Consider the following 25956-nt stretch of genomic DNA (forward strand, 5'->3'; position numbering starts at 1 on the left):
GTGCTAAAACCTGAGAACTCACTCAGGGTGACACCAGGGATGTCCGGATCCCCAGCGTCACAGGTAAGACCCGCCTGACACACAAAAGTTCCCAGCGGGCGATCAATTTTTAACCATTCCTGCCTTCATGCCCACAACCGGCTCGGCACCCGCGGTTTCCGGCAACTTCGGACGGTACTTTTCCCGCAGTGCCATCACCCGCTCGCGATACGCCGGAGTCAGATAGGGAATCTCCAGGGTCAGCACCTGATAGATACCCTGCTTGAGCTCGGTAAGCGTCAGATTCGCCGACTCTTCGCTGGCATGAGCGGTTTTCAGAAACGCCATCCAGTTGGTGATCACCAGCCACACGTTGAGGGACATGGCGGCCCGCAACTCGTCCGGCTGGGGCTCGATGATGCCCGCCTCCGCCAGTTTCTCGAAGATGCGACTGATGGCGTCCAGACAACGGTTGGTGAATTCCCGGTAGTCCTGCCGCAGCCGGCGATCGCCATCGAGCAGGTATTCCAGATCCCGGTGAAAGAAGCGGTAGCTCCACAGGCCGTCGAACACCGACTCCAGATAGAAGGTCATGTCGTCCAGCGTCAGCGGCCGGTCTTCGGGAATATCCAGGTAGTAGTCCACCAGCTTTTCGTATTCGAGGAAGATCTCGTAGATGATGTCCGATTTGTTGCGGAAGTGGTAATAGAGGTTGCCCGGGGAGATCGCCAGGTGCGCGGCAATGTGATTGGTGGTGACCGTCCGCTCACCCCGCTCATTGAACAGCTCCAGGCTGGATAACAGAATCTTGTCTCGGGTTTTCATAGGTTCGGCGTGGCCTTATTGTTGGAAACGTCGTCTGGTGAACGGCGGATGGCCTGATTCGCCATTCAGCTTTTCTTGACTCACTAGAGTATATACTCTAATAATAGCCTCAAGCGCAAATTGGGCATTTTTTCACCGCCCAGCAACGTCGCCACTCGATAACAACAGCGCATCCGGCACGCAGCCCGGGGCCGCAAGGAGAGGAATCATGGGAGCCACCGTCGTCCAGCTCACCGAAAGCAAGAAGCAGATCCAGCACACCCATCGCGTATTTGAAGACCAGAAGAAGGCCTTCCGCAATAACCCGATGCCGTCACTGACCGAGCGCCAGGAAAACCTCAAGCGACTGAAGCGGGCGCTGCTGAGCCATCAGGATCAGCTGACCGACGCCATCGACCGGGACTTCAGCTGCCGCTCCCGGGACGAGTCCCTGATTGCCGAAGTCATGCCCTCGATTCAGGGCATCAATTACACCCTGAAAAGCCTGGGCGGCTGGATGAAGCCATCGAAGCGCCATGTGTCGGTGCTGTTCCAGCCCGCCAGCAACAAGGTGCATTACCAGCCCAAAGGCGTAGTTGGGGTGATAGTGCCCTGGAACTACCCGCTGTACCTGGCGGTGGGCCCGCTGGTGGCCTCACTGGCCGCCGGCAACCGAACCATGATCAAGATGTCCGAATTTACCCCGCACACCTCGGCCCTGTTCAAGGACATCATCGAGTCCACGTTCCCGGAAGATCTGGTGTCCGTCATCCTCGGTGAGGCCGACGTCGCCGCCGATTTCTCCGGCCGGCCGTTCGATCACCTGCTGTTCACCGGCTCCACGTCGGTCGGCAAGCTGGTCATGAAGGCGGCCGCCGAGAATCTTACCCCGGTCACCCTGGAGCTTGGCGGCAAGTCACCGGCCATTGTCTCCGCCGACGTGCCGATGGAAGACGCCGCCCAGCGCATTGCCTTCGGCAAGGCGTTCAACGCCGGCCAGACCTGCGTGGCGCCGGATTACGTGCTGTGCCCGGCGGACCGGGTGCAGGCGTTTGTCGACGAGTTCCGTACGCGCTTCAGCGAGATGTACCCCAGCCTGCGGGACAACGATGATTTCACCGCCATCATCAACGAACGCCAGTATGACCGCCTGCAGGGGTATCTGGCCGACGCCCGCGAGAAAGGCGCCGAAGTCATCGAGATCAACCCCGCACGGGAGAATCTGTCCGACGGCACCCGCAAGATTCCGCTGACGCTGGTGCTCAACACCACCCCGGACATGAAACTCATGCAGGACGAGATTTTCGGACCGATCCTGCCGGTGGTCAGTTACGGCAGCCTGGACGAGGCCATTCACTACATCAACGATCGCCCGCGGCCGCTGGCGTTGTACTATTTCGGTTACGACAAAGCCCTGCAGCAGCATGTGGTGGATGCCACCCATTCCGGCGGCATGTGCATCAACGATGCGCTCATGCACGTGGCTCAGGACGACCTGCCCTTCGGCGGCATTGGCGACTCGGGCATGGGCCATTACCATGGCAAGGAGGGCTTCCTGACCTTCTCCCATCACCGCGCCATTTTCTCCAAACAGAAATTCAACAGCGGCAAGTACGTGTATGCACCCCATGGCACCGCCGCCCATAAAATGGTCTATAAGCTGTTCATTCGCTGATGCAGCCGGGAACCGGGCTTGATCCCGGTTCCGCTGCGTTCCGCCAACGACAATAAAAAAGGCGATGCCGATATGACCCAGATTCCGCCATCAGAGGCCGGAAACAGCACCGACATGGACCGGCGCAGCTTCCTGCGCACGGGCCTGGGTGGCACCCTGTTCCTCGGCACCGTCAGTCTAGGCGCCAACCTCAGTGGCTGCGCCACCGCGCCCGCCGGGCGCCTGAGCGCGGTGGGCACCCGCATGGATGCCAGTTACCGCTTCCAGTTTCTGACCGCTGACGACATTACGCTGTTCGAGGCGCTGCTGCCGGCCATCATCGGCCCCGCGTTGACGGAGGAACCGGTGCAGCGGAATCAGGCCATCGCCGGCACCATTGAACGCATCGATCAGGGCATCGTGCAGTTCGGGCCGGCCAACCAGGCCGAACTGCGACGATTGTTCAACCTGCTCAATTTCGGACTCACGCGGGTGACCATTGCCCGCGTCTGGTCGTCATGGCCCAACGTCACCACGGCCGAAGCCGACGCCTTCCTGCAGCGCTGGCGCACCAGCGGTATCGGGCTGTTCAACAACGGCTACATTGCGCTGACCAAGATCAGCAATGTGGCGTTCTACGGCGCCCCGGCGCACTGGCATCTCTCGGGCTACCCGGGGCCACCCGCCTGGGCAATGAAGGCCCTGCCACAGTTCGAAAACGCCTGACACTGACCCTGCTGATGACCGGAGCCAACCATGTCGTTAACTGATCGTATTGCCCAGGGTCTCGAATCCGGCTGGCGCGTCACCGACGCCAGCACCCTGACCGCGAACCAGACCCACGAAGCGGATGTGGTTATCATCGGCACCGGGGCCGGCGGCGGCACCACCGCGGAAATTCTCGCCCGTGCCGGGCTGTCGGTGATTCTGGTGGAAGAAGGGCGATTGTACTACCAGAAAGATTTCAAGATGGATGAGCTGAGCGCCTACGCCTCGCTCTATCAGGAAGGCATGAGCCGGGTCACCCGCGACGGCGCCATCGCCATTTTGCAGGGCCGGTGCGTGGGCGGATCCACCACCGTTAACTGGACCTCCAGCTTCCGCACTCCGGAACCCACGCTCAATTACTGGGCTGACCGCTTTGGCCTGGAATCACTGCGACCGGAGGCGATGAAACCCTGGTTCGACGGCCGCGAGCAACGCCACACCATCGCACCCTGGCTGACGGATCCCAACGTCAACAACGACGTTCTGCGCCGGGGCTGTGAGCAGCTGGGCTATTCCTGGCAGGTGATTCCCCGCAACGTCAAAGGCTGCTGGAACCTGGGCTACTGCGGCGTGGGCTGCCCCACCAACGCCAAACAGGGCGCGCTGACCACCACCATTCCCGCCGCCCTCGATAACAACGCCCGCCTGTTCCACGGCCTGCGGGCCGACCGGCTGGTGATGAAGCAGGACCGGATTGATCACCTTGTGGCCTCGGCGATGTCCGCCGACAGCGTCACCCCGTCAGGCGTGACCGTTACCCTCAGGGCGCGGCACTTTGTGGTCGCCGCCAGCGCCATCGGCTCGCCCGGCCTGTTGCTGCGCTCGGAATTGCCGGACCCACACCAGCGGGTCGGCAAACGTTCGTTTATCCACCCGGTCAACGCCACCGTGGCGCGCATGCCGGAGCAGGTCGATCCTTTCTACGGCGCGCCCCAGTCGATCTATTCGGACGAGTTCAATTTCCGCGAGGGTGTGGACGGGCCAGCGGGCTACAAACTGGAAGTGCCGCCCCTGCACCCGGCCATGTCCGCCGGCGTGGTACCGGGCCACGGTGAGGGGCAGCTCAACAACCTCAAACAGCTGCCCTGGATGCAGTCGGTGATCGCCCTGCTGCGCGACGGCTTCCACGCGGACAGCCCCGGCGGCACCGTCAGCCTGCGGGACGATGGCAGCCCGGTGCTGGATTACCCGGTTACCGACTACCTGTGGCAGGGTCTGCGCAGGGCTTTCCACACCATGGCGGAGATCCAGTTCGCCGCCGGTGCGAAACAGGTGCGGCTGATGCACCTGGATTCGCCCTGGTTTGATCGCTGGGCCGACGCCAGAGCGGCGATCGATTCCCTGCCGATGGAGCTGCACCGGGTGCGGCTGTTCACCGCGCACCAGATGGGCGGCTGCGGCATGGGGGAAGACCCCCGCAACGCCGTGGTCAACGGGTTTGGCGAGCACCACCACGTCAGTAATCTGAGCATTCACGACGCCTCCATCTTCCCCACCAGCATCGGTGCCAACCCGCAGCTGTCGGTTTATGCGCTGGCGGCCCGGAACAGCACACGGCTGGCCAGCCGGCTCAAAAGCTGACAAAGGCGCGGGTGCCCGAGTATCCTATAGGCCTGTTACTCAAGGAGCAGTGCATGCCTAAAGTCATTTACCCGGGCACCTTTGACCCCATTACCAATGGTCACACCGACCTGATCGAGCGGGCCGGCCGCATGTTCGACGAGATCGTGGTGGCTGTCGCCTACAACCCCAAGAAACAACCGCTACTGAACCTGGAGGAACGCTGCGAGCTGGTCCGCCAGGCCACCGCCCACGTTCCCAATGTCAGCGTGACCGGCTTCAGCAATCTGTTGGCGGAGTTTGTGCGGGAGCAGAAGGCGTCGGTGATTCTGCGGGGTCTGCGTGCGGTGTCGGATTTCGAGTACGAGTTCCAGCTGGCCGACATGAACCGCCGCCTGGCGCCGGAAGTGGAAAGCGTGTTTCTGACACCCGCCAACCACCTGTCCTACATATCGTCCACCCTGATCCGGGAGATTGCGTCTCTCGGCGGCGACGTCTCGGAATTCGTCGACCCCGCCGTTGAGACCGCCCTGAAGCAGAAGTTCCAGCAATCCTGAGGACACGCCCGATGGCCCTGATGATTACCGATGAGTGCATCAACTGCGATGTCTGTGAACCGGAATGCCCGAACGATGCGATTGCGCCGGGGGACGAGATCTACGTGATCGATCCGAACCGGTGTACCGAGTGCGTGGGGCATTTTGACGAGCCCCAGTGCCAGCAGGTATGCCCGGTGGATTGCATCCCGCTGGATCCGCAACGACCGGAAACCGAGGCGCAGCTACTGGACAAATACCACCGCCTGACCGGCGACTGACGAATCGCTCAGAGCAGTGGCGGTAAGGGAATGATCACCCCGTTGACGTCCAGTGCCATGTCCTCCAGCCGCGCATTCAGGTTGAGCCGGTCGCCCTGCTCAACCAGCATACCCTGCTTGATCAGCGGCGCCAGTTGCAGCCTCAGGGCCGGGTAGTTCTCAGCCAGGGCCACCGGCAGGCTGAATGCCACCTGCCCGGTCAGCCGTTGCATGACCATCAGCATTTGCGAGCGCTCCTCTTCCGACAGGGCCGGATGGCCAATCATCGCCTGGCCGCTGATTTCACCCTCGGGGGTCATCACCCGCAGATCGGCAAAACCGAACTCGAACCCGTGCGCCGCCAGCCCGAGCAGTGCCTCGTTGAGCCGGCCCATGCTGGCCATCTGTTGCTCAAACGCCGCCGGCGAGCCGCCCTGATCCATCGCGGCTACCTGCAGATCGGTTAGTGCCCCGGTCAGCTCACTCCAGCTGCCCACATGCAGGTCACGCATCACAAATTCCAGCCGATGGGGCCCGAACGCCTCATCACCAGCGATCACTGTCTCCAGCGTCGCCACGGTTTCGCCGCTCACCCGGCTGTCATGGTCACCGGCCCAGGTCCGGCTGCTCATATTGAAGCTCTCGAAGCGCAGCGGCGGCTGGCCAGGCGCCGCGACTTCCAACGACCCGAGTACCGCTTCGCCCTCGCCAGTCCAGACTTCCCCACTGAGATGACTCAGGCTCTGCTCCAACCGCAGCTCGTCCAGCGTGAGGGTCATGTCCGGGCCCGCCACGGTCATGCCGGGCCACACCAGGGTGATATCAGCCTCGCGGCCGGCGTCGCCGATATCCGCCCGCGCGAAACCGCCGGACAGACTCAGCGACTGGCCGGTTTGCGCGTCCGCAACCGACACTGCCGGCACGGTCAGCTCGACGATGGCGGTGCCCCACAACCGGGTTTCCAGGGTCAGCCGCGGCTTTTCCTCGGTAAACAATCGGCCGGCGGCCTCCGGCAGCCCATCCACTGCGGAAAACTCCAGCAGGCTGCCGGTCACTCCGTGGGAAACCCGGGCCTGGTAGTCAAACTGCACGGGTTCTTCTGCGGCCGGGTCGTCAACCACCAGCGTGCCCTCGACGCGGCCGCCTAGATAGCCCCGCTGGTAGTCACCGGTTTCCAGCCGCACAAACGGCTGGGACGCGTTCACTTCCGCGGTCACCTGATGCCACTGCTTCTCGGTGACCATGCCCACCGCCCAGGGTGCGGCGATCGCGACCGCCAGTATCACGCCACCAGCGACCAGTCCTGTCTTGTTCAATAGTGTTCTCCGTTACCGCCTGCTGTTTATTGTCCGGTCAGCCGATCAAGCAGCACCAGCTGGGATGCCAGCCGGTCCTCGCCTTCCGCCGGCTGATTCTGCAGGTAACTGCCATCGGGCTGCAAGATCCACGCCTGGCAGTTGTCCGCCAGATAGGTATCCAGATCCTCACGGACGCGGGCAACCAGGTGCGGGTCCTCAAGGGGGAACGCCGTCTCAATGCGGCTCAGCAGGTTCCGCTCCATGCCGTCGGCGCTTGAGCAATAGACATCCGGGCGGCCGTTATTGCCGAAATAGTAGACCCGGGTATGCTCCAGAAAACGACCGATGATCGAGCGCACCCGGATGTTATCGGACAGGCCCGGCACCTCCGGCCTCAGGCAGCAGATGCCGCGAATGATGAGGTCGATTTTCACCCCCGCCTGGGACGCCCGGTACAGCGCCTTGATCAGCTGGGGCTCGGTCAGCGCGTTGAACTTGAGGATGATCCGGCCTTTGCGGCCGTACTCCGCCTCGCGGTCGATCAGGCTCAGCAACCGGGTGTGCAGGGTAAACGGCGCATGAAACAGCTTCTTGATCTTCAGCGCCTTACCCATGCCGGTGAGCTGCTGGAACAGCTTGTTGACGTCGTCGCCGATGGATTCGTCACAGGTCATGAAGCTGTAATCGGTATACAACCGGGCATTGCCAGCGTGATAGTTACCGGTGCCCAGGTGCACGTAGCGGCGCAGCCGGCCTTCCTCACGGCGCACGATCAGGATCATCTTGGCATGGGTTTTGTAACCCACCACCCCGTAGACCACGATCACGCCCGCTTCTTGCAGGCGACTGGCCAGCTCCAGGTTTTCCGCCTCGCTGAACCGCGCCCGCAATTCGATCACCGCCGTGACCTCCTTGCCCCGTCGCGCGGCGTCCGCCAGCGCCTCGACAATCTCCGAATCGGCGCCGGTGCGGTACAGGGTCTGGCGAATCGCCAGCACCTGGGGATCTTTCGCCGCCTGGCGCAGCAAATCCACCACCGGACTGAAATTTTCATAGGGGTGCAGCAGCAGGATCGGCCGTTTGCGGATGGAATCGAACATCGAGTCCTTGCTGCGGATCTGCCGCGGGATGGAGGGAGAAAATCCCGAGTAGGTCAGATCCGGCCGATCCACCAGGCCGCCGACAGCCATCAGACGGGTCAGGTTCACCGGGCCATGCACCTGATACAGGTCGCGTTCGGTCAGTCCGAACTCCTGCAGCAGGAACTGCACCAGTTCCTCCGGGCAGTTGTCCGCCACCTCCAGCCGCACGCCGTCGCCGAATCGGCGGCTGAGCAGCTCGCCCCGCAGCGCCGAGGCCAGGTCCTCAAGGTCGTCCTCCAGCTCCAGGTCGGCGTTACGGGTCAGACGGAACTGGTAGCAGCCCTTGACCTCCATCCCCGGGAACAGCTCGTCGGCGTGGGCGTGGATCATTGACGACAGAAACACCAGATTTTCGCCGCCCTCACAGACATCGTCCGGCAGACGCACCAGCCGCGGCAGTGACCGCGGCGCCGGCACAATGGCCATGCCGGTTTCGCGACCAAACGCATCCTTGCCATCCAGCTCGACGATGAAGTTGAGACTCTTGTTGACCAGCCGCGGGAACGGGTGCGAGGGGTCCAGACCGATGGGACTGACCACCGGCAGAATCTCCTCCTCGAAATAACGGCGAACCCACTCCGCCTGGGCCGGCGTCCATTCCCGCCGGCGCACAAAGTGAATGTTTTCCTGCTCCATCTCCGGAATCAGTACATTATTGAGGATGTCGTACTGTTCCCGAATGTACTCGTGGGCCACCCGGCTGATCTCCGACAACGCCTGCTCTGGCATCATGCCGTCGGAGCCGACGGTCTCGCGGCCGTACTTCATCTGCTGGCGCAGACCGGCCACGCGAATCTCGAAGAACTCGTCCATGTTGCTGCTGAAAATACAGCAGAAAATCAGGCGGTTGATCAGTGGATGCGTGGTGTCCAGCGCCTGCTTCAACACCCGGTAGTTGAACTGCAGCTGGCTCAGTTCGCGATTGAAAAAATTCTCGCTGGCGCCCAGGTCAACGCCCTGCCCTGCAGGCGGCACCTCGACCGGAGCCGGCACGCTCTGATCGTCCACAACCTGCAGTTCGTTGGCTGATTCGGTAGTCATGACTCACTGATTCCAGATAATTGACTGTGCCAGGCTGCGGGCCCGGCGCTGTGGACCTTGGTCCGGTTACGGATTGTTCGTGTTCTGGCGGCCACCGGCGCGAGCGCGCATCAATCTCGCCGCCCTCACCGCGAAATAGGTCAGGATGGCATCGGCGCCGGCGCGGCGCATGGCCATCAGGCTCTCCATCATCACCGCGTCACCGTCGAGCCAACCTTTCTCAGCAGCGGCCATGTGCATGGCGTATTCGCCGCTGACCTGGTAAACGAAGGTGGGCACCTGCAACTCGTGCTTGATTCGATAGACAATGTCCAGATACGGCATGCCGGGCTTGATCATCACCATATCGGCGCCTTCCGCCAGATCCACAGCCACTTCATGGACCGCTTCATCGCTGTTGGCCGGGTCCATCTGATAGGTCGCCTTGTTGCCCTTGCCGAGGTTGCCGGCGGAGCCGACCGCGTCGCGGAAGGGGCCGTAATAGCTCGACGCATACTTGGCAGAATAGGCCAGAATGCGAGTGTTCACATAGCCGGCGGCTTCCAGTGCATCGCGGATGGCACCGACCCGACCGTCCATCATGTCGGACGGCGCTACAACATCGGCGCCGGCATCGGCGTGGGACAGCGCCTGATTGATCAGCGCTTCAACCGTGACATCGTTCAGCACGTAGCCGTCGTTGTCGATAATGCCGTCCTGACCGTGGGTGGTGAACGGGTCCAGCGCCACATCAGTGATCACCCCGAGCTCCGGAAAGGCTTTTTTCAGCGCCCGCACGGCACGCTGCGCCAGCCCGTCGGAATTCCAGGCGCCGGAGCCGGACAGGTTCTTGTCTTCGGCTGGCACCACCGGAAACAGCGCTACCGCCGGAATGCCCAGCTCCACCAATTCCGCCGCCTGTTCGACCAGCAGATCAATGCTCAGCCGGTCCACGCCCGGCATCGACGGCACCGCTTCGCGTTGCCCCTGCCCTTCCAGCACAAACACCGGATAGATGAGATTATCCGGACCAAGCTGATGCTCGCGCACCAGACGCCGGGAAAAATCACTGGCGCGGTTACGGCGCAGGCGGGTGGCAGGGAAAGCACGACTGGTGGCTGAACGCACGAAACACCTCCTGGGGCGAGAAAGAATCAATGCCCATCATACACTCCCGCGCGCGTGGTGGGCACGCAGCCGGCGCCAAAGGCCCCATCGATCGCCACATAGCCTGGCATCGCCATGTGACAAGCAGATTACCGCAGGGAATCCAGCGCTTCGGCCCGCACCCGTTCCGACCCGGTAAAATGGCGCTCCCGCAGATCCTCGATCGCCGCTGCCCGTTCGGGTCCGGCCAGGCCGGCGCCTTCCAGCTCGCTGCGGGCTTCGCGATAGGCTTGCCAGCGCCGCTCCCAGTCACGCTGGCGGGCATCCACCGCGGCCAGCCGCTGGGCAGCCTCAGTGCCGAATCGGGCCTCGCGCCAGGCCGCCAGCGCCTGGGGGTCGTCCGCCAACTCTTGCTTCGCCTGCTGATAGTCCACGAATTGGCGGGTATCCGCGCGTGCGCGCCGCAGCGGCTCAGGCAATGCCTGCTCGGCGCGGGCCAGCGCCTGGGCCCGTTGGTCATCGCTCAACGTCGGATCTGCGGCAATGCGCCGTTGACTGATCTGGAAGCGGTCGATGGCTTCCTCACTGGCGAAAAACGCCTCGGCGGTGTCGGCATCCAGCCAGGTCCGGCGCAGGGCGCGGATCTCTTCCATCCGACGCTGCATTTCCTCCGGCCCGAGGGCCCCGGTATCGCCGTACGACGCTTCCAGGTCGCCCAGTGCCAGCTTGTAATCCAGGTAGTTGCCAAGAATCCCCAGGGCCTCGGAGCGGGCCGGCTCCGGCAGCTGCTGCAGCTGCTGTTCGATCCGCGCCACCAGGGTCGGCAGCGGTTCCTCTCCCAGCGCCGAAAGGTAATATTCAAACAGTTGGCGCAGGTGCGGGGTAGGTATCAGGCTGCCCGTGGTATCGACCCGATCCCACCCTGTGGGAATCGCGGTGCCCTGCAGCGACGCCGGCAGCGTGTCGGCAACCTCCGCCTCCGCACCACGCCCCACCCATTGTGAGGGACGCCCGGTAGTCGCCACGGCCGCTGCTCGTGCCTCTTCCTGCATCGCCTCATCCGCCGCAGACGGCGGTGATTCGGAGCCGTGGTTTACCAGCCAAACGCCGGCCAGTACTGCTATGATCACCAGCACACCCGTTGCGAGCTTCAATAAGATGTTCATAATCTGAGGATTCTTGTTGGGATTGCAAAGCGGCTTGCCATCAAAAACTGGCAATGGAAGGAAGCAGAATAGACCAATGGCTCAAGGCCCGCTGAGACAGCGTTCAAAAACAGGCCTGCCCCGCTCCGGGGCAGGCCAGACAGATCAGTGGGATCGGTTGTTGAAACCAACCTCAACCTTGCGGGAGGGGTCGGCGCGAAACGCCGTATTCACTTCCTGGATGGTTCCACCCTGGCTGAGAAACGCTTCGATGTCTGCCTGCAACTGTGCGCGAACCCGGGCACGGCCTGCAACGGAGTGGTTATCTTCACTGTCGTTGCTCCAGCTTCCGGATTGCTCCAGATTGCTTTCGTCGAATTCACTCACGGCCTCAATCTCCATCAACGAAAACAACATGTCGAGCGCGCCGAGCCCGGCACGGGCGGGCCGCTCTGCATCGACAACATCGGGTCATCCGGGTTGCCTTGGCGTCTTTATAATCCGCTTTTTCGGACAACGCTATTTCAGCCAGAATACTTTTTTGTAACTTTTTGTAATCGAAAATAAGATACTGACTTTAAAGTATAAAATCGCCATACAGCCAGCCACCCTCTGGTTGACACAAGAAATGAATAGTGATTCACTACTTCAAAGGAGCCAACATGGCCTACCGGGAAACGGAGAAGATGCGCAAGCGGAAGGCGGAAGCCCGCCAGCGTATTCTTACCTGCGCCTATCAGTGCGTTGCCCAGAGCGGGTTTCGCAGCGCCAGGGTGACCACCATTGCAGCGCTTGCCGGCCTCGCGACAGGAACGATTTACCGCCATTTCGAGTCGAAAGAAGACCTGTTCGCGGAGATCTTCCGGCTCGCCACCCAGCGCGAGGTGGACAAAGTTGCCGAGGCGCTGGCCACCGAAGGTGACGCCACTGTGCGGCTGGAAGCCGCCCTGCGCCAGTTCGCGGAACGGGCGTTGCGGGGACCGGTCATGGCCTGGTCACTGATTGCCGAACCGGCGGACCCGAAGGTGGAAGAGGAACGACTGGCGTACCGAAAGGCCTACGCGCGGCTGTTTGAAACCGCCATCAGTGAAGGCATGGAAGAAAGCTGTATCCCGCAACAGGACGCCCGCCAGAGCAGTACCTGCTTGGTCGGCGCCATTGCGGAGAGCCTGGTTGGGCCGCTGTCGCCAGCGCAGGCGGGTAGCCAACCGGAAGCGAAACACCACAACAATGATCCGCTGGTCGACTCCATCATACGCTTTTGCATGCAGGGGTTGACCGGCACCAGGAGGTAACATGAACGCCCGTCAGCCCGCGCCCCCTTCCGCCTCGGCAGAGGTATCCAACAACAACACCCGGGGAGCGGACCCGTACCTGGCGGTCACCCACGAGGTGACCAACCAGCCGCCGGCACTGGAAGACTACAACCTGTACGACCAGGACCACGCTTTGAAGGAGGCGGTGACGCGGGAAGGCGGCGAAGCGGCCACGAAAGGGCTCAGCGCTTTCGGCGCTCTGGCGGGCGCGCGCGAAACCATCGAGCTGGGCTTCCGCGCCAACGAAAACAAACCGGTCTTCAGCACCCACGACCGCTTCGGACATCGCATCGACCAGGTGGACTTTCATCCCGCCTATCATCAGCTGATGACCATCGCCATAGAGCACGGCCTGCACAGCAGCCCCTGGACCAATCCCGGGGCGGGCGCCCAGGTCAACCGTGCGGCAAAATACTACATGCACTCCCAGGTGGAAGCGGCCCATTGCTGCCCCATCACCATGACGTTCGCCGCCATCCCGTCCATCCGCAAACAGCCGGAGCTGGCGGCCCTGTGGGAAGACCGCATCCTCGCCAATGAATACGACCCCCGTAACCTGCCTGATGGCCAGAAAACCTCGGTCACCATCGGCATGGCGATGACCGAAAAACAGGGCGGCAGCGACGTGCGCGCCAATAGCACGCGAGCCTACCCGGTGGGCGCCGAAGGCCCCGGCCAGCCCTATGAACTGGTCGGCCACAAATGGTTCGTGTCCGCGCCCATGTGCGATGCCTTCCTGGTGCTGGCCCAGACCACCAATGGCCTGTCCTGCTTCCTGATGCCGCGCTGGCGCCCGGACGGCAGCAAGAATCCCTGGCAGATCCAGCGCCTGAAAAACAAGATGGGCAACGTCGCCAACGCCTCCAGCGAAGCCGAACTGCGCGGCGCCCTGGCCTGGATGGCGGGCGAGGAAGGCCGCGGCGTTCCCACCATCATCGAAATGGTGGCCATGACCCGCTTCGACTGCATGATCGGCAGCTCCGCCGGCATGCGCCAGGCCGTGGCCCAGGCCACCCACCACTGCCGCCACCGCAGCGCCTTCGGCCACCGCCTCAGCGAACAGCCGCTGATGCAGAACGTGCTGGCCGACCTGGCCCTGGAAAGCGAAGCCGCGCTGGCCTACACCCTGCGCATCGCCCGTGCCCTGGACAACCAGCACCTGGAACACGAACGCCTGCTGGCCCGTCTGGCCACTCCGGTGGGCAAATACTGGATCTGCAAGCGCGCCCCCAACCACGCCTACGAGGCCATGGAGTGCATCGGCGGCAGCGGCGTGATGGAAGACTGCATCATGCCGCGCCTGTTCCGCGAATCCCCGGTCAACGCGATCTGGGAAGGCAGCGGTAACGTCCAGTGCCTCGACACACTGCGCGCCATCCAGAAAGAACCGGAGACCCTCGACGCCTTCTTCCGCGAAGTGGCCGAAGCCCGCGGCACCGACGCCCGCTTCGACCGATTCGTGGCGCAACTGCAGAACGACTTCGCCGACATCAGTGATTTCCAGTACCGCGCCCGCAACCTGGTCGACCGCCTGGCCCTGGCCATGCAGGCCAGCCTGCTGCTGCGCGGCTCTGACGCTGCCGTGGCCGACGCCTTCTGCGCGTCCCGCCTGCAGTCCGGCGGCGGCCTCAACTATGGCAACTTACCCTCCGGCACCGACGCCGCGGCCATTATCAAACGGGCAACGCCTGTAGTAGGCTGACGGTAATGTTCGCCGCATTGCCGAGGCACTCGACTTTGCGGACTACAACTGAATCGTTCGCGAACCGGCGGGGGATGGCTTTCCAAAACTGTGCGGAGCCATGGATGGCGGAGCCCAAGCGCCCCATGGATGGGCCGAAGGAGCGTGTTTTGGAAAGCCATCCCCCGTCGGTTCCAGCACCGAAGCCGAACCAAACATGTCAGAAGCACTCAGAAAGCTACTCAACCAGGCGGGCCCATCGCCGGTGATCACCCCCCACGTGGGCGTACTCACCCTGCACTTCCAGCTTTACGGCTGCGAGGATCTCAAGGCCAAACGCAAAGTCTTCACCACCCTGAAAGCCGTCTGGGGCCGCGAATCCGACCTGGCGGTCGCCGAAACCGCCGACCTTGACGCGCTCGACTGCGCCACTTGGACCATCGCCGCTCTCGGCAGCTCGGCGCAGCAGATCACCCAGCGACTCGACCAGGTGGAAAAAGCCATTCAGGAGCGAGTGGATGCTGCCATACTGGATGTACACCGGGAGATCCTCTGAGCACCGCGGGCGGCCTGTGGCCTAACCACGCAGCAGGTCGTATACTACGCAACCTCCACACAAGAGGGTGGCCAACAGGCCAGCTCCCGGGCCAGAAAGGAGGCCCGAACGCCCGGGTGGACATCGGGCTGGACGAATTCTTCACCGTCGGATGTAGTTGTCCGGCTGTATCCGCCAGGCATCCGGAACCGGCCAGGCGGATGACCACCGAGTAAAAGCGTGTGTCGCCTATGACCGGAAAGAAAAAATCCGCCCAGGCCTCAGTAGAGGCCATGTATCGGGTATTTACGGTGCCAGAAGCACCAGAATCAACCCTGAGCCGGATTGACCAGAACATCTCCCGCAATCTTGCAGGCTTCCTGCAGGAGCACATCGTCGCGGTAGAGCGGGACCTGTCGGAAGTCGAAAAAGACTTTTCCGACTACGCCATTCCCGAAAAGCCCGTGTTTGTCTCCGAGCAGGCCCAGTTCCTGCTCGACAAGCTGGTGGCCAACTCCGTGCATACGGCATCCCCCAGCTTTATCGGCCACATGACCTCGGCGCTGCCGTATTTCATGCTGCCGCTGTCGAAAATCATGATCGCCCTCAACCAGAACCTGGTGAAGACCGAAACCTCCAAGGCCTTCACGCCCATGGAGCGCCAGGTACTGGGGATGATCCACCGCCTGGTGTACAACCAGGATGGCGCCTTCTACCGCAAATGGATGCACGATCCACGCTATGCCCTGGGTGCCATGTGCTCCGGTGGCACCGTCGCCAACCTGACCGCGCTGTGGGTTGCCCGCAACCGCGCCTTCCCCGCCGAAGGCAGCTTCCGCGGCATCCACCAGGAAGGCCTGTTCCGGGCCCTGCGTTACTACGGCCACGAGGGCGCGGCGATTCTGGTCTCCCGCCGCGGGCACTATTCCCTGCGCAAGGCCGCTGACGTGCTCGGCCTGGGGCGGGAATTCCTGGTGCCGGTGGATACCGACGACGACAACCGCATCAACACCGACGCCCTGCGCGACAAGTGCCTGGAACTGCAGAAACAGAAGATCAAAGTGATGGCCATCTGCGGCATTGCCGGCACCACCGAAACCGGCAACGTCGACCCCCTGGACGCCATGGCCGACATCGCCCGGGAATTCGGCGCCCATTTCCATGTTGACGCCGCCTGGGGCGGGCCGACACTGTTCTCCCGCGCCCACCGCGGCCTGTTGCGGGGCATCGAACAGGCGGACTCGGTCACCTTCGACGCCCATAAACAGCTGTACGTGCCCATGGGCGTGGGTCTGGTAGTGTTTCGCGACCCCAGCCTTGCCAGCGCCGTGGAGCACCATGCCCAGTACATCATCCGTAAGGGCTCGCGGGATCTGGGCAGCACCACCCTGGAAGGCTCACGCCCGGGCATGTCCATGCTGATCCACTCGGGCCTGAAAATCCTGGCACGGGAAGGCTACGAGATCCTGATCGACCAGGGCATCGACAAGGCCCAGACCTTCGCCGACCTGATCAATGCCCATCCGGATTTCGAGTTGGTGACCAAACCAGAACTGAACATTCTGACCTACCGTTACTGCCCGCCGGAAGTGCAGCAGGCGCTGGCACTGGCCAATGAACTGCAGGCGGAAAAACTGAACGCCTGCCTCAACCGCATCACCAAGTTCATCCAGAAAACCCAACGGGAGCGCGGTAAGGCATTCGTCTCGCGGACCCGGCTGGAACCGGCCCGTTATTTCCACTTCCCCTGCATCGTGTTTCGAGTGGTGTTAGCTAACCCGTTAACCACACGGGAGATCCTGGAGGATATTCTCGCGGAACAGCGGGAGCTGGCGATGACCGAGGAAGGGGTTCAGGACGAGATTTCGATTCTGCACCAGATGGCCGATGCCGTACTGAAGCAGCATCAACTTGGCGTGCGTCAGGCCTGAGATTTGCGGACTTTGCAGTGAGCAAGGGGCGGGAACAGGCTCCCAAAACCGTGCGGAGCCATGGATGGCGGAGCCGAGCGTACAGGGACGTATTCACAGCGTGTTTTGGGAGCCTGTTCCCGCCCCTTGCGGTCCCCGGCTCCATCAAGACTTAATACAAAGCCTCTTCGTCATCCAGCACTTCGTGCAGGATATCCAGAAACATGTGATCCGCCTCACTCCAGTTCTCCGGGATACGGATCGTGGTGTTGGCGCTGATCTCGCGGGCAATCACCTCATTGGCGTTGTGCTCATTGCGGTGCTTGCGGGCGATTTCCACGGATTTGACCGCGATGGTCGGATCACTCAATACCTTCTTGATGAACACGCGCAGCTCATCAATCATGCGGGCCTGACGGCTTTCGGCAGACGAACTCATCACTTACTCCCGGGTCATTGGACGTTCAGGGCACACCCCTTCACATCAGGATAGTATGGCGAATTCAGCGGGCTGCAACCAGCCCGGGATGATGCTGCCCGGTCCGCCAGCGAACGGGGCAACGACCGGCGTTACATCAACAGACCACGCAGGGTGAAGAACAGCGTCGCCGCCATCAGCGCGGAGGCAGGCACCGTGATGATCCACGCCGCCACGATGCGGGTCAGGTGAGAGCGTTTGACCATTTCTTCGCGGTAGATCTTCTTCAGACGCTTGCGCTCGCTCTTTGACAAGGGCACCTGCTGCTTCTTCTTTTTCGCCTGCTTGAGCAGATTTTCCATTTCTTCCACGGACGCGTTGCGGAAATCGTCGAGGAATGGGCGCAGGCGCTCCTGCTCGGCCGGGTCGTGGTGCTCCATGATCTTGTGGAGCTGGGTGGCGTAGTTGGATTTCAGATACTCCCGCAGGAAGCCAACGCCGAACACACCGCCGATCGCAATGTGGGTAGAGCTGACCGGCAGGCCCAATTGGGAAGCAATGATCACCGTCAGCGCGGCCGACAGCGCGATACAGAAGGCCCGGGTTTTATCCAGCTCGGTGATTTCGCTGCCGACAGTCTTGATCAGGCGGGGACCAAACAGCATCAGACCCACCGCCAGGCCCAGGGCACCCACCAGCATGACCCACAGCGGAATAGCGGCCGCGGTCACCACCGCGCCAGCGGAAAGGGCATCGTTAATGGCGGCCAGCGGACCAATGGCGTTGGCCACATCGTTGGCGCCGTGGGCGAAGCTCAGCAGCGCGGCAGCGAAGATCAGCGGCCAGGTAAACAGCGTGTTTACTCCGGCGGCGCTGTTTTCCATGGTGGCCGCGCGACGCCCTACGGAAATGCGCATGACCACGAATACCACCGCCGCAACGGCCAGTCCCACCAACGAGGCGCCCAGGAAGTCCACTTCGATGATTTTCTTGACGCCCTTGACCATCAGATAGGTGCCGAACGCCCACGCCATGATGGCCACCAGCCAGGGCACGAAGGTGCGTGCGGCCGGTATCAGGTTCTGGCGATAGAGCACGGTTTTCTTGATGGCGTAGAGGAAGAGCGCGGCCAGCACGCCGCCCATCACCGGCGAAATCACCCAACTGGCGACAATCTTGGCCATCACGCCCCAGTCGGCGATGCCCCAGCCACCGGCGGCAATGCCCGCCCCCAGTACACCCCCGACGATGGAGTGGGTAGTGGACACCGGCGCCCCCATCCAGGTGGCCAGGTTGAGCCACAGAGCCCCGGCCAGCAGCGCAGCGGTCATCAGCCACACGAACGCGTTGACGTCGTCCAGGCGATCCGCTGCAATGATGCCGCCTTTGATGGTGGAGACCACATCGCCCCCGGCAATAATGGCCCCGCCGGCCTCGAACACGGCGGCGATCAGCACCGCACCGCCCAGCGACAGTGCCCCGGACCCGACGGCCGGGCCGACGTTGTTGGCGACGTCGTTGGCACCAATGTTGATCGCCATGTAACCGCCGATCACCGCGGCGGCCATCAACAGCATGCTGTTGGGCATGCCACTGCTGAGCTGGCCGACCACCAGCCAGATGCCCAGCAGGAACAGAAAGCTGAAGCCAACGCGGTAACGTTCGGTGGAGGGACTGGTCAGGAGAGTGTCAAGAAATCCGCTTTTCGGGGCCATAACAGATCAGGTCTCATCGATGCTGAATGTGTTGCAACGTATTGCGCCTTCCCTGGGGTAGTCTACACTGCGCGGCAACTATAATTTTTTTGCCACAAAATTGAAACAATTGACCAATATTCCCGCCAGTTGATCAAGATCGCGGAAACCCGTGCAAACACCGGTTATAGTCCCGCATAATCGCCATAAAGAGCGTCAAAAATACAAGAATAGCAACCAGGGCCTGCATGACCGAACTGAACCGCCCCGTCCCCCGAGCCTCGATGGACACTGAAGATGCCCGCACTGCGCGGCTCCTAACCTGGCTGTCGCTGATGGCCATCCTGGCCCTCATCGGGCTGGGCGCCAAGGCCTGGTATGCCGACCATCACACCCACGCCTGGGTGCTCTGGGCCTTCTCGGTGCCGATGCTGGCCAACATGGCCTGGTTCGCCCGCACCGGCAATCAGGCCGTGCAGAAAAGCGGGATGATTCTCGTGGTGGGCCTACTGTTCGCCTATCTCATGGCCTCGGGCGGTGAAAGCAACACCGGGCCGCTGTGGTTCTACGTGTTTCCGCCCTTGCTCTTCTACCTCACCGACCTGAAAACCGGAACCGCGATACTGCTTTTCTGCTACCTGATTGTGGTGGTGGTCTTCCAGCATCCGAACCTGCCACTGGTCAGCACTGAATACTCCACGGATTTCAAGATCCGCTTCTTCGCCACCCTGACCTTCGAGTCGCTGTTCTGCTTCGTGCTGGAAGCCGGCCGGCTGAAGGCCCGCAGCGAGCTGATGGCGATGGCTCGCAGCCACGAACAGGCGGCCCGTACCGACGACCTGACCGGCCTGGCCAACCGCCGTGACATGCAGTCCCGGCTGATTGTCGAGTATTCACGCCACCAACGGACGGGGCATCATTTTTCCATCATTCTGATCGATCTCGACCTGTTCAAGGTTATCAATGACCGCTATGGCCATGATGCTGGCGATGAGGCACTGAAAGCCTTTGCCGTGCTAATGCAGGGAGTGATCCGCCAGACCGACGTCGCTGCCCGCTGGGGTGGCGAGGAGTTCCTGATCCTGCTGCCGGACACATCGCTGCTGCAGGCGCTCACCCTGGCGGAACGACTGCGCGCCGAAGTGGCCCGCACGGAGTTCGTGTTCGCCGATCAACGGCTGCCGATTTCCATCAGCGCCGGTGTCTGCTCTATTGCCAAGGCCGGCTCGGTCAACGAACTGCTGAAACAGGCTGACGTTCAGCTTTATAACGCCAAGGAAGGCGGCCGAAACCGCATTGCGCCCCGCGTGCGCAGCCTCGAGGACACCAGCGCCGGCAGCGCTCCCGCCCGGCCTTGAGACGGGCCTGCCCAGCGGCTATGATCTGACGCCTCAACGAACGGTGGCGGTTCGCCGCCGAACGGACAACGACAGGGGCTGATATGGCGGCGATGCGAATACTGGTGGGCAGCGTTTACGGAGGTGCTCTGCTAACGGCACGGGCGATCAAGCAGGCGCTGGAGAACGAAGGGCATTCAGTGACCGTGCTGGAGAACCCGGTGCTAGATGATATTACCGGCAACAACGATGCGCTGCTGGTGTGCACCTCCACCACCGGCCAGGGGGAGGTGCCACCGAACCTGCTGCCGTTCTATCTGTCGCTGCGGGAACAGTTGCCGCAGCAGCCGGGCCGGCCGTTCGGCGTGATTGTGCTGGGCGACAGCTCCTACGGGGATACCTTTTGCGGTGCCGGTGAACTGCTGGAGGAGGCCCTCTACGAAACGGCCGCCCGTAAGGTCGGCGACACGCTGCAAATCGATGCCCTGGAAACCCTCGATCCCGAGCAGGAAGCGCTGCCCTGGGTTCGCCAGTGGGTCGCCGCTCTGTAACCGAGTTCGCAGACTGGGTAACGCTCTGCAAATATCCGGTTTACGGCCTTGAGCGGCAACCGGCGCGGGGCCATACTGCAGGAAACAAACATAACAAGTTCGGTATTTCGTGCGCCATATTGCTCTGTTTTTCGCCCTGATGGGCGCAATGATCACCATGGCCCCCTACGGGCACGCGGATTCAACGGCGTCATCCCGGTTGCCACAGCCGCCCATTGCCTTCCTGAAAGCGCCGGCTGACGCAGATCTGTCCGCCCTGCTGAAACGCCCCGACTGGCAAACACTGGCGGAAGACACCCCCAACTTCGGCTATGTCACCGATAATTTCTGGTACCGCCTGCCTCTGGACAACCATCCGCGTCAGCAGGTGCTGGAAATCAGCTATCCGCAACTGGACGACGTGTCGTTCTATTTGTTGGCCAACGGCACACCCATCAAGAAAGTGGTCACCGGGGATCACCTTGCCTTCTCCGAACGACCGCTGTACCACCCCAGTTTTCTCATTCCCTACACCGTGGAACCGGGGGTGGATTATGAAATCGTGTTGTCGGTGCAGACCAACGGCGCCCACCAGGTGCCGATCCGGCTGTGGGAGCAGAACGCCCTGTTCGATGCGCTGACCACAGAAGACCGTCTGCACAGCCTGTACTACGGCATCCTGATCACCACCATCTTCTTCAACCTGTTCATCTTCCTGACGCTGCGCGAAGCCACCTACCTGTTCTACGTGCTCTCCACGTTCGGCTATCTGTTCCTGCTGGCGGCCCTGCGCGGGGTGACCTACCAGGTGTTCTGGCCCGAGAGCCCGTGGCTGCAGAACCAGACCATGCTGATGGCGGTGCCCGTCGCCCTGCTGTTTGCCCTGCTGTTTGCCCGCTCCTTCCTGCGACTGAGGGACCGCGCGCCGCGCACGGACATGCTGCTCAAAGGCATTATCGGGCTCAGCCTGGCGGCGGTGCTCGGCACCTTCGTGCTGGACTTCAACACCTCGATCAAATCCTCGGTGGCGCTGGCGTTATCCGGATTTCTGGTGCTGACCGTCATCGGCCCGGTGCAGTGGGTCAAGCGCAACCCCCAGGCCGGCTACTACACCGTCGCCTGGGCCTTGCTGATCATTGGCACCATGCTGACCGCCGCCAACAAATACGGCCTGCTGCCGACCAACTGGCTGACTAGCTACGGCATGCAGGTGGGCTCTGGCCTGGAGGCCATCCTGCTGACCATCGCCCTGGCCAAGCGACTGTATAACGAGCGGGAAGAGAAACTGCATGCGCGGGAGGCGGAACTGCGGGCAATGGCCGCGCGGCGCTCAGCGGAACTGCGATTTATGGATCAGGCCCTCCACAATCCATTGACCGGCCTGCCCAATCGCACCAGTTTCGAGATGATGATCAACGACCTGATCACCCGGGTGCCGGACCGCCGCTATGCCATCGCGGTGATCCATCTAAGCAACCTGCAGGCGATTACCAAGACCCTCGGCCATCGCAACACCGACCGGCTGATCGAGCTGGCCTCGGCGCGCTTCAACAGCATTGTGCGGGAACTGCCCGGCATCCTGCCCATCGAGACCACCGAGCAGCGCTCGGTGTACCTGGCGTCCCTGGAGCCGGCCACCTTTGGCTTTGTGGTGGACGCCAGCCTGATCGGCGCGGCGCCGCGGGCCATTGTGCAGGGGCTGGAGGAGCTGCGCGAGCCGGTGGATTATCTGGGCATGCAACTGCCACTGGACCCGCAGATCGGTACCGCGATATACCCAGAGCATGCGCAGGACACCAACTCGCTGATCCGTCGCGCGCACATCGCCCAGGGATCTGACGAAGCCCGCGACCGTGGCCTGGCCTATTATCAGCCCACCCGGGATTCCTACAGCGCCGACCGGCTGACGCTGGTTTCCGAGTTGCGCAAGGCACTGCAGAACGGTGAGCTTGAGCTGCACCTGCAGCCCAAGCTGGCGCTGACAACGCGAACCATCGTCGGGGTAGAGGCCCTGATTCGCTGGCCGCAGCGCAAAATCCCCATCCGCGCCGATGTGCTGATCGGCATTGCCGAACAGACCGGCCTGATCAAGCCCCTGACCCGCTGGGTGCTGGAGCAGTCCCTGGAGATCCGCAGCCGCCTGGTGGAACAGGGCTGGCCGCTGGATATTTCCGTGAACATCTCACCGAACAACCTGCGGGAGCCGGATTTTCCCATGTTCGTGCAGCGGCTGATGAACAGTCACCACAACCACCGCGGCGCGATCACCCTGGAAGTCACCGAAACGTCCATGATGCAGGACCCCGCCAATTCACTGAAGGCACTGAATTCCCTGCATTCCGCCGGCATTCCCCTTTCCATCGACGACTTCGGTTCTGGCTATTCGTCGCTGTCGTATATCAAGCAGCTGCCGGCCAACGAGATCAAGATCGACCGCTCGCTGATCACCGATATCGGGACCCATCACGGCGACCGCGTGATCGTGCAGACCACCATCGACATGTGTCATTCCCTCGGTTACAAGGTGGTGGCCGAGGGGGTTGAGGACGACAACACGGCGGAGCTGCTGGAAGGCATGGGCTGCGACATGATTCAGGGCTACCTGCTGACCCCGCCCCTGCCCTTCGATGAACTGGTGACCTGGCTGTCGAACCAGAGCGGCGCCGGCGTTACCCGCAAGATCGTATGACCCCACCGCCGTTGCCCACCGCAGCGGAGCGCGCTTTGCCTAGCGGGCGCGGTTGCGGATCAGGGCTTCCTGGGTGGTGGACGCCACCAGGCCGCCTTGCTGATTGAAGAAGTTGCCACGGTTGAAGCCGCGGCCTCCGGAAGCGCTGGGGCTGTCCTTGTCGTACAGAAGCCATTCATCCATGCGAAAGTCCCGATGGAACCAGATCGCGTGGTCGAGGCTGGCCACCTGCATGTCCTTGCTCATGAAAGTCACGCCGTGGGGATTGAGGGACGTGCCGAGAAACGAAAAGTCCGACGCATAGGTCAGCAGGCAGCGGTGCAGCACCGGATCGTCCGGCAGGTGGCCCTGGGTCTTGAACCAGCTTTGCTTGTGGGGTGGGCGGGGTTCCGGCTTGAACGGATTGACCGGATCAACCGGGCGAATCTCGATCGGGCGTTCGCGGGTCAGGGTATCCCGCAGATGCTCCGGTACATGAGGGGCCAGCAATTCGCCGTATTCCTGTTCCGATTTCAGCGTGTCCGGATCCGGGGCCGCGGGCATCTCCAGCTGATGCTCGAAACCCTGCTCGTCCACCTGAAACGATACCGAACCGGTGAGGATCTCCTTGCCATCCTGACGCGCAATCACCCGGCGCACGGAAAAACTGCCACCGTCCCGCACCCGCTGCACTTCGTAGTCAATGGGCATGCTGTGGTTGCCGGGGCGCAGAAAATAGGCATGAAGGGAGTGGGGCAGCCGGCCTTCCACGGTGCGGCTGGCGGCCATCAGGCCCTGACCCAGCACCTGGCCGCCAAACACATGGGGAAATCCCAGGTCTTCGCTGTCACCCTGAAAATGGTCGTCTCCGATAGGCGACAGATCCAGAAGATCCACCAGCTTCCTGGTTATTTCAAGCATGCCCGCTCCTGTTAGTTCGTTAGCTCACGAATGAATTTCTACCCGAAGCCGGGCATTTTCGCAATCTTTCAGTCGTGGATGGGGGGCACTTCTTTGGACAACGCCTGCTTCTCAACCGCGAAGCGACCGGTCACCGCAAATCCCAGAACCGTGCCATCCGGCGCCTTGAACAGCGCCCGCACATCGCTGCCTTCCTGTTCCACTTCCCACTGACCGTCGGCATCCGAGGGCGGTGGACAGACAGACGTCGGGCAACAGGGCGTCTTGATCATGACCGGCATGGTGCCATAAGCCACTTCCGTGCGCTCACCGATCAGGGTTCTCGCCAGGGCCCGGGCGCAGGCCATCAGCGGCAGCACATACAGCAACACATGGCCGTCCACCTCGGCGCAGTCCCCCAGTGCAAACACGTCGGCCGCGGAGGTTTCCAGCGCGCGATTGACCACGATGCCACGGTCGGTGGCAATGCCCGCAGCGTGGGCCAGCCCGGTTCGTGGCCGCAGGCCCACGGCAGAGATCACCAGATCCGCCGCCAGAGTCTCGCCATTGGCCAGCGTCAGGCGCACACCGTCGCCGTCACGATCGATACGATCAACCACCGTCTCAAGGTGGAAGCGCACGCCCAGTTCCGCCAACTCCGTCTTCACCGCTTCCGCCGCCGGCCGGGGCAGCAGGCCGGGCATCAGGGTGTCCGAGGGCGCAATCACATCCACTTCAACGTCGCCGTTGCGCAGGTCGTTGGCGAATTCGCAACCGATCAGACCGGCACCCATGATCGCGACACGCTTTTTGCCCACGAGCGCCTCGCGAAACGCGCGATAGTCCATCAGGTCATTGATGGAATACACGAACTCCTGGCCATCGCCTTCGATGTTGAGACGGATCACATCCGCACCCCACGCCAGCACCAGCTTGCTGTAGCGCAGACGCTCGTCGCCAATGATCAGCTCGTGGGCATCGGCATCAATCCCGGTGACGGTGGTGAAGGTGCGCAACTCCAGATTGAGCTGATCGGTCATGGCATCGGCGCTGGCCTGAGCCAGCTCTTCCGCGCCCTTGCCTTTGGTGAATCCGGTGGACAGCATCGGCTTGGAATAACTGAAGCCGTCGTCAGCGGTGACCATGACAATGGCAATGTCTTTGTCCTGCTTGCGGATCTCCCGCGCCAGCGAGTAACCCGACAGCCCCGTCCCGACAATGACGATGGGTGCTTCTGTTGTCATTCCTGTTCTCCGTGTGTGCTTGTTCAGGGGGATGGCCGGCAATCAGCCAATCTCGATCATTTCAAAGTCTTCCTTGCCGACACCACAGTCGGGGCAAACCCAGTCTTCCGGCACATCTTCCCACTTGGTGCCAGGCTCTATGCCGTCTTCCGGCCAGCCCTCGGCTTCGTCATAGATCAGGCCACACACAACACACTGCCACTTCTTCATACTCTCTCTCCGCAAATGGTTCGGCGCAATATTAATTGTCCAACAATATTGCACGCAAGTTTTTCGGGTAATGACGGCATATAATTCAAATCGGGCCACCATCATACCCACCCCTCCCGAATTGACCAATGCCACTCAGGACGGTCAGCCGGGGGTATTTCTGCCAATAGCCACAATTACCCATGGCGAGAGCGCCGGCATGCCCCTCCCCTATGGCGCCCTCCTCCGGTATAATCGCCG

Annotated in this window: 23 protein-coding genes; 12 read left to right on the plus strand and 11 right to left on the minus strand. The window is 62.1% G+C overall.

Translation table 11 applies throughout. From position 1 onward, the window contains the following. Window positions 1-102 precede the first annotated feature (102 nt). A complete protein-coding gene (locus DYI22_RS07760) occupies window positions 103-804 on the minus strand; it encodes a TetR/AcrR family transcriptional regulator (protein WP_213477483.1) in 702 nt (233 codons plus the stop codon). Window positions 805-1012: 208 nt separating this feature from the next. Between DYI22_RS07760 and DYI22_RS07765 the strand changes: the two genes are divergently transcribed. Genes DYI22_RS07765 through DYI22_RS07785 form a run of 5 tightly spaced genes read left to right on the plus strand, consistent with a single transcriptional unit; the run spans window position 1013 to window position 5582 of the window. Then, window positions 1013-2458, plus strand: a complete 1446-nt coding sequence (locus DYI22_RS07765) for a coniferyl aldehyde dehydrogenase (protein WP_213477484.1) — start codon at window positions 1013-1015, stop codon at window positions 2456-2458. 18 nt (window positions 2459-2476) lie between these two features. Next, complete coding sequence (locus tag DYI22_RS07770) at window positions 2477-3163, plus strand: hypothetical protein (RefSeq protein ID WP_228300885.1); 687 nt, start codon at window positions 2477-2479, stop codon at window positions 3161-3163. A 30-nt stretch (window positions 3164-3193) separates the two neighbouring features. Next, window positions 3194-4786 carry a GMC family oxidoreductase gene (locus tag DYI22_RS07775; protein WP_213477485.1) on the plus strand — a complete coding sequence of 531 codons (1593 nt, stop codon included), beginning with the start codon at window positions 3194-3196 and terminating at the stop codon, window positions 4784-4786. A gap of 53 nt (window positions 4787-4839) precedes the next feature. Beyond that, window positions 4840-5322, plus strand: a complete 483-nt coding sequence (gene coaD / locus DYI22_RS07780) for a pantetheine-phosphate adenylyltransferase (protein WP_213477486.1) — start codon at window positions 4840-4842, stop codon at window positions 5320-5322. Between the two features lie 11 nt (window positions 5323-5333). After that, window positions 5334-5582, plus strand: a complete 249-nt coding sequence (locus DYI22_RS07785) for a YfhL family 4Fe-4S dicluster ferredoxin (RefSeq protein ID WP_213477487.1) — start codon at window positions 5334-5336, stop codon at window positions 5580-5582. An 8-nt stretch (window positions 5583-5590) separates the two neighbouring features. On the opposite strand, the gene DYI22_RS07790 is transcribed toward DYI22_RS07785, so the two are convergent. From DYI22_RS07790 to DYI22_RS07810, 5 genes are all read right to left on the minus strand, one after another. Beyond that, window positions 5591-6877 carry a DUF945 family protein gene (locus tag DYI22_RS07790; protein ID WP_228300886.1) on the minus strand — a complete coding sequence of 429 codons (1287 nt, stop codon included), beginning with the start codon at window positions 6875-6877 and terminating at the stop codon, window positions 5591-5593. A gap of 26 nt (window positions 6878-6903) precedes the next feature. After that, window positions 6904-9042 carry a polyphosphate kinase 1 gene (gene ppk1, locus DYI22_RS07795; protein WP_213477488.1) on the minus strand — a complete coding sequence of 713 codons (2139 nt, stop codon included), beginning with the start codon at window positions 9040-9042 and terminating at the stop codon, window positions 6904-6906. Between the two features lie 66 nt (window positions 9043-9108). Then, on the minus strand, window positions 9109-10149 hold the full coding sequence (gene hemB / locus DYI22_RS07800) for a porphobilinogen synthase (protein WP_213477489.1): 1041 nt from the start codon (window positions 10147-10149) through the stop codon (window positions 9109-9111). Between the two features lie 128 nt (window positions 10150-10277). Further along, window positions 10278-11294, minus strand: a complete 1017-nt coding sequence (locus DYI22_RS07805) for a lipase secretion chaperone (protein WP_213477490.1) — start codon at window positions 11292-11294, stop codon at window positions 10278-10280. Window positions 11295-11438: 144 nt separating this feature from the next. Next, window positions 11439-11660 (minus strand): hypothetical protein, encoded by a 222-nt coding sequence (locus DYI22_RS07810; protein WP_213477491.1) that lies wholly within the window; start codon window positions 11658-11660, stop codon window positions 11439-11441. A gap of 275 nt (window positions 11661-11935) precedes the next feature. Here DYI22_RS07810 and DYI22_RS07815 point away from each other — a divergent pair, with 275 nt between their 5' ends. From DYI22_RS07815 to panP, 4 genes are all read left to right on the plus strand, one after another. Continuing rightward, window positions 11936-12568: a TetR/AcrR family transcriptional regulator gene (locus DYI22_RS07815; protein ID WP_213477492.1), complete on the plus strand. Its 633-nt coding sequence runs from the start codon at window positions 11936-11938 to the stop codon at window positions 12566-12568. Window position 12569: 1 nt separating this feature from the next. Continuing rightward, complete coding sequence (locus tag DYI22_RS07820) at window positions 12570-14291, plus strand: acyl-CoA dehydrogenase family protein (protein ID WP_213477493.1); 1722 nt, start codon at window positions 12570-12572, stop codon at window positions 14289-14291. Window positions 14292-14487: 196 nt separating this feature from the next. Beyond that, window positions 14488-14826, plus strand: coding sequence for a DUF503 domain-containing protein (locus DYI22_RS07825; protein WP_213477494.1), 339 nt, complete (start codon window positions 14488-14490; stop codon window positions 14824-14826). A 230-nt stretch (window positions 14827-15056) separates the two neighbouring features. Beyond that, the gene (gene panP / locus DYI22_RS07830) at window positions 15057-16736 is read left to right on the plus strand and encodes a pyridoxal-dependent aspartate 1-decarboxylase PanP (RefSeq protein ID WP_213477495.1); all 1680 of its coding nucleotides are present in this window, start codon (window positions 15057-15059) and stop codon (window positions 16734-16736) included. Between the two features lie 151 nt (window positions 16737-16887). Here the strand turns inward: panP and DYI22_RS07835 are convergent, their stop codons facing one another. Both DYI22_RS07835 and DYI22_RS07840 read right to left on the minus strand, forming a co-directional pair. Next, the gene (locus DYI22_RS07835; protein ID WP_213477496.1) at window positions 16888-17154 is read right to left on the minus strand and encodes a hypothetical protein; all 267 of its coding nucleotides are present in this window, start codon (window positions 17152-17154) and stop codon (window positions 16888-16890) included. A gap of 131 nt (window positions 17155-17285) precedes the next feature. Next, window positions 17286-18848 carry an inorganic phosphate transporter gene (locus DYI22_RS07840; protein ID WP_213477497.1) on the minus strand — a complete coding sequence of 521 codons (1563 nt, stop codon included), beginning with the start codon at window positions 18846-18848 and terminating at the stop codon, window positions 17286-17288. Between the two features lie 263 nt (window positions 18849-19111). Here DYI22_RS07840 and DYI22_RS07845 point away from each other — a divergent pair, with 263 nt between their 5' ends. The 3 genes from DYI22_RS07845 to DYI22_RS07855 all read left to right on the plus strand — a co-directional run bounded on the left by DYI22_RS07845 (window position 19112) and on the right by DYI22_RS07855 (window position 23383). Then, window positions 19112-20185 (plus strand): GGDEF domain-containing protein, encoded by a 1074-nt coding sequence (locus tag DYI22_RS07845; RefSeq protein ID WP_228300888.1) that lies wholly within the window; start codon window positions 19112-19114, stop codon window positions 20183-20185. A gap of 83 nt (window positions 20186-20268) precedes the next feature. Continuing rightward, window positions 20269-20715 (plus strand): flavodoxin, encoded by a 447-nt coding sequence (locus DYI22_RS07850; protein WP_213477499.1) that lies wholly within the window; start codon window positions 20269-20271, stop codon window positions 20713-20715. 109 nt (window positions 20716-20824) lie between these two features. Then, entirely contained in the window at window positions 20825-23383 is a 2559-nt protein-coding gene (locus DYI22_RS07855) for an EAL domain-containing protein (RefSeq protein ID WP_323132892.1), read from the plus strand. Window positions 23384-23422: 39 nt separating this feature from the next. On the opposite strand, the gene DYI22_RS07860 is transcribed toward DYI22_RS07855, so the two are convergent. The 3 genes from DYI22_RS07860 to DYI22_RS07870 all read right to left on the minus strand — a co-directional run bounded on the left by DYI22_RS07860 (window position 23423) and on the right by DYI22_RS07870 (window position 25716). Then, a complete protein-coding gene (locus DYI22_RS07860; RefSeq protein WP_213477500.1) occupies window positions 23423-24283 on the minus strand; it encodes an acyl-CoA thioesterase in 861 nt (286 codons plus the stop codon). Window positions 24284-24351: 68 nt separating this feature from the next. Next, window positions 24352-25506 (minus strand): NAD(P)/FAD-dependent oxidoreductase, encoded by a 1155-nt coding sequence (locus DYI22_RS07865; RefSeq protein WP_213477501.1) that lies wholly within the window; start codon window positions 25504-25506, stop codon window positions 24352-24354. 42 nt (window positions 25507-25548) lie between these two features. Continuing rightward, window positions 25549-25716 carry a rubredoxin gene (locus tag DYI22_RS07870; RefSeq protein ID WP_008173532.1) on the minus strand — a complete coding sequence of 56 codons (168 nt, stop codon included), beginning with the start codon at window positions 25714-25716 and terminating at the stop codon, window positions 25549-25551. Between the last annotated feature and the right edge of the window lie 240 nt (window positions 25717-25956).

Source organism: Marinobacter lipolyticus (genome assembly GCF_018424605.1).
Classification (GTDB): domain Bacteria; phylum Pseudomonadota; class Gammaproteobacteria; order Pseudomonadales; family Oleiphilaceae; genus Marinobacter; species Marinobacter lipolyticus_B.

Bases quoted from the DNA above. Each gene is read 5' to 3' on its own strand.
- DYI22_RS07760 (WP_213477483.1), bottom strand. From the start codon at position 804: ATGAAAACCCGAGACAAGATTCTGTTATCCAGCCTGGAGCTGTTCAAT.
- DYI22_RS07765 (WP_213477484.1), top strand. From the start codon at position 1,013: ATGGGAGCCACCGTCGTCCAGCTCACCGAAAGCAAGAAGCAGATCCAG.
- DYI22_RS07775 (WP_213477485.1), top strand. From the start codon at position 3,194: ATGTCGTTAACTGATCGTATTGCCCAGGGTCTCGAATCCGGCTGGCGC.
- coaD (WP_213477486.1), top strand. From the start codon at position 4,840: ATGCCTAAAGTCATTTACCCGGGCACCTTTGACCCCATTACCAATGGT.
- DYI22_RS07785 (WP_213477487.1), top strand. From the start codon at position 5,334: ATGGCCCTGATGATTACCGATGAGTGCATCAACTGCGATGTCTGTGAA.
- ppk1 (WP_213477488.1), bottom strand. From the start codon at position 9,042: ATGACTACCGAATCAGCCAACGAACTGCAGGTTGTGGACGATCAGAGC.
- DYI22_RS07805 (WP_213477490.1), bottom strand. From the start codon at position 11,294: ATGAACATCTTATTGAAGCTCGCAACGGGTGTGCTGGTGATCATAGCA.
- DYI22_RS07815 (WP_213477492.1), top strand. From the start codon at position 11,936: ATGGCCTACCGGGAAACGGAGAAGATGCGCAAGCGGAAGGCGGAAGCC.
- DYI22_RS07820 (WP_213477493.1), top strand. From the start codon at position 12,570: ATGAACGCCCGTCAGCCCGCGCCCCCTTCCGCCTCGGCAGAGGTATCC.
- DYI22_RS07825 (WP_213477494.1), top strand. From the start codon at position 14,488: ATGTCAGAAGCACTCAGAAAGCTACTCAACCAGGCGGGCCCATCGCCG.
- panP (WP_213477495.1), top strand. From the start codon at position 15,057: ATGACCGGAAAGAAAAAATCCGCCCAGGCCTCAGTAGAGGCCATGTAT.
- DYI22_RS07835 (WP_213477496.1), bottom strand. From the start codon at position 17,154: ATGAGTTCGTCTGCCGAAAGCCGTCAGGCCCGCATGATTGATGAGCTG.
- DYI22_RS07840 (WP_213477497.1), bottom strand. From the start codon at position 18,848: ATGGCCCCGAAAAGCGGATTTCTTGACACTCTCCTGACCAGTCCCTCC.
- DYI22_RS07845 (WP_228300888.1), top strand. From the start codon at position 19,112: ATGGACACTGAAGATGCCCGCACTGCGCGGCTCCTAACCTGGCTGTCG.
- DYI22_RS07850 (WP_213477499.1), top strand. From the start codon at position 20,269: ATGGCGGCGATGCGAATACTGGTGGGCAGCGTTTACGGAGGTGCTCTG.
- DYI22_RS07860 (WP_213477500.1), bottom strand. From the start codon at position 24,283: ATGCTTGAAATAACCAGGAAGCTGGTGGATCTTCTGGATCTGTCGCCT.
- DYI22_RS07865 (WP_213477501.1), bottom strand. From the start codon at position 25,506: ATGACAACAGAAGCACCCATCGTCATTGTCGGGACGGGGCTGTCGGGT.
- DYI22_RS07870 (WP_008173532.1), bottom strand. From the start codon at position 25,716: ATGAAGAAGTGGCAGTGTGTTGTGTGTGGCCTGATCTATGACGAAGCC.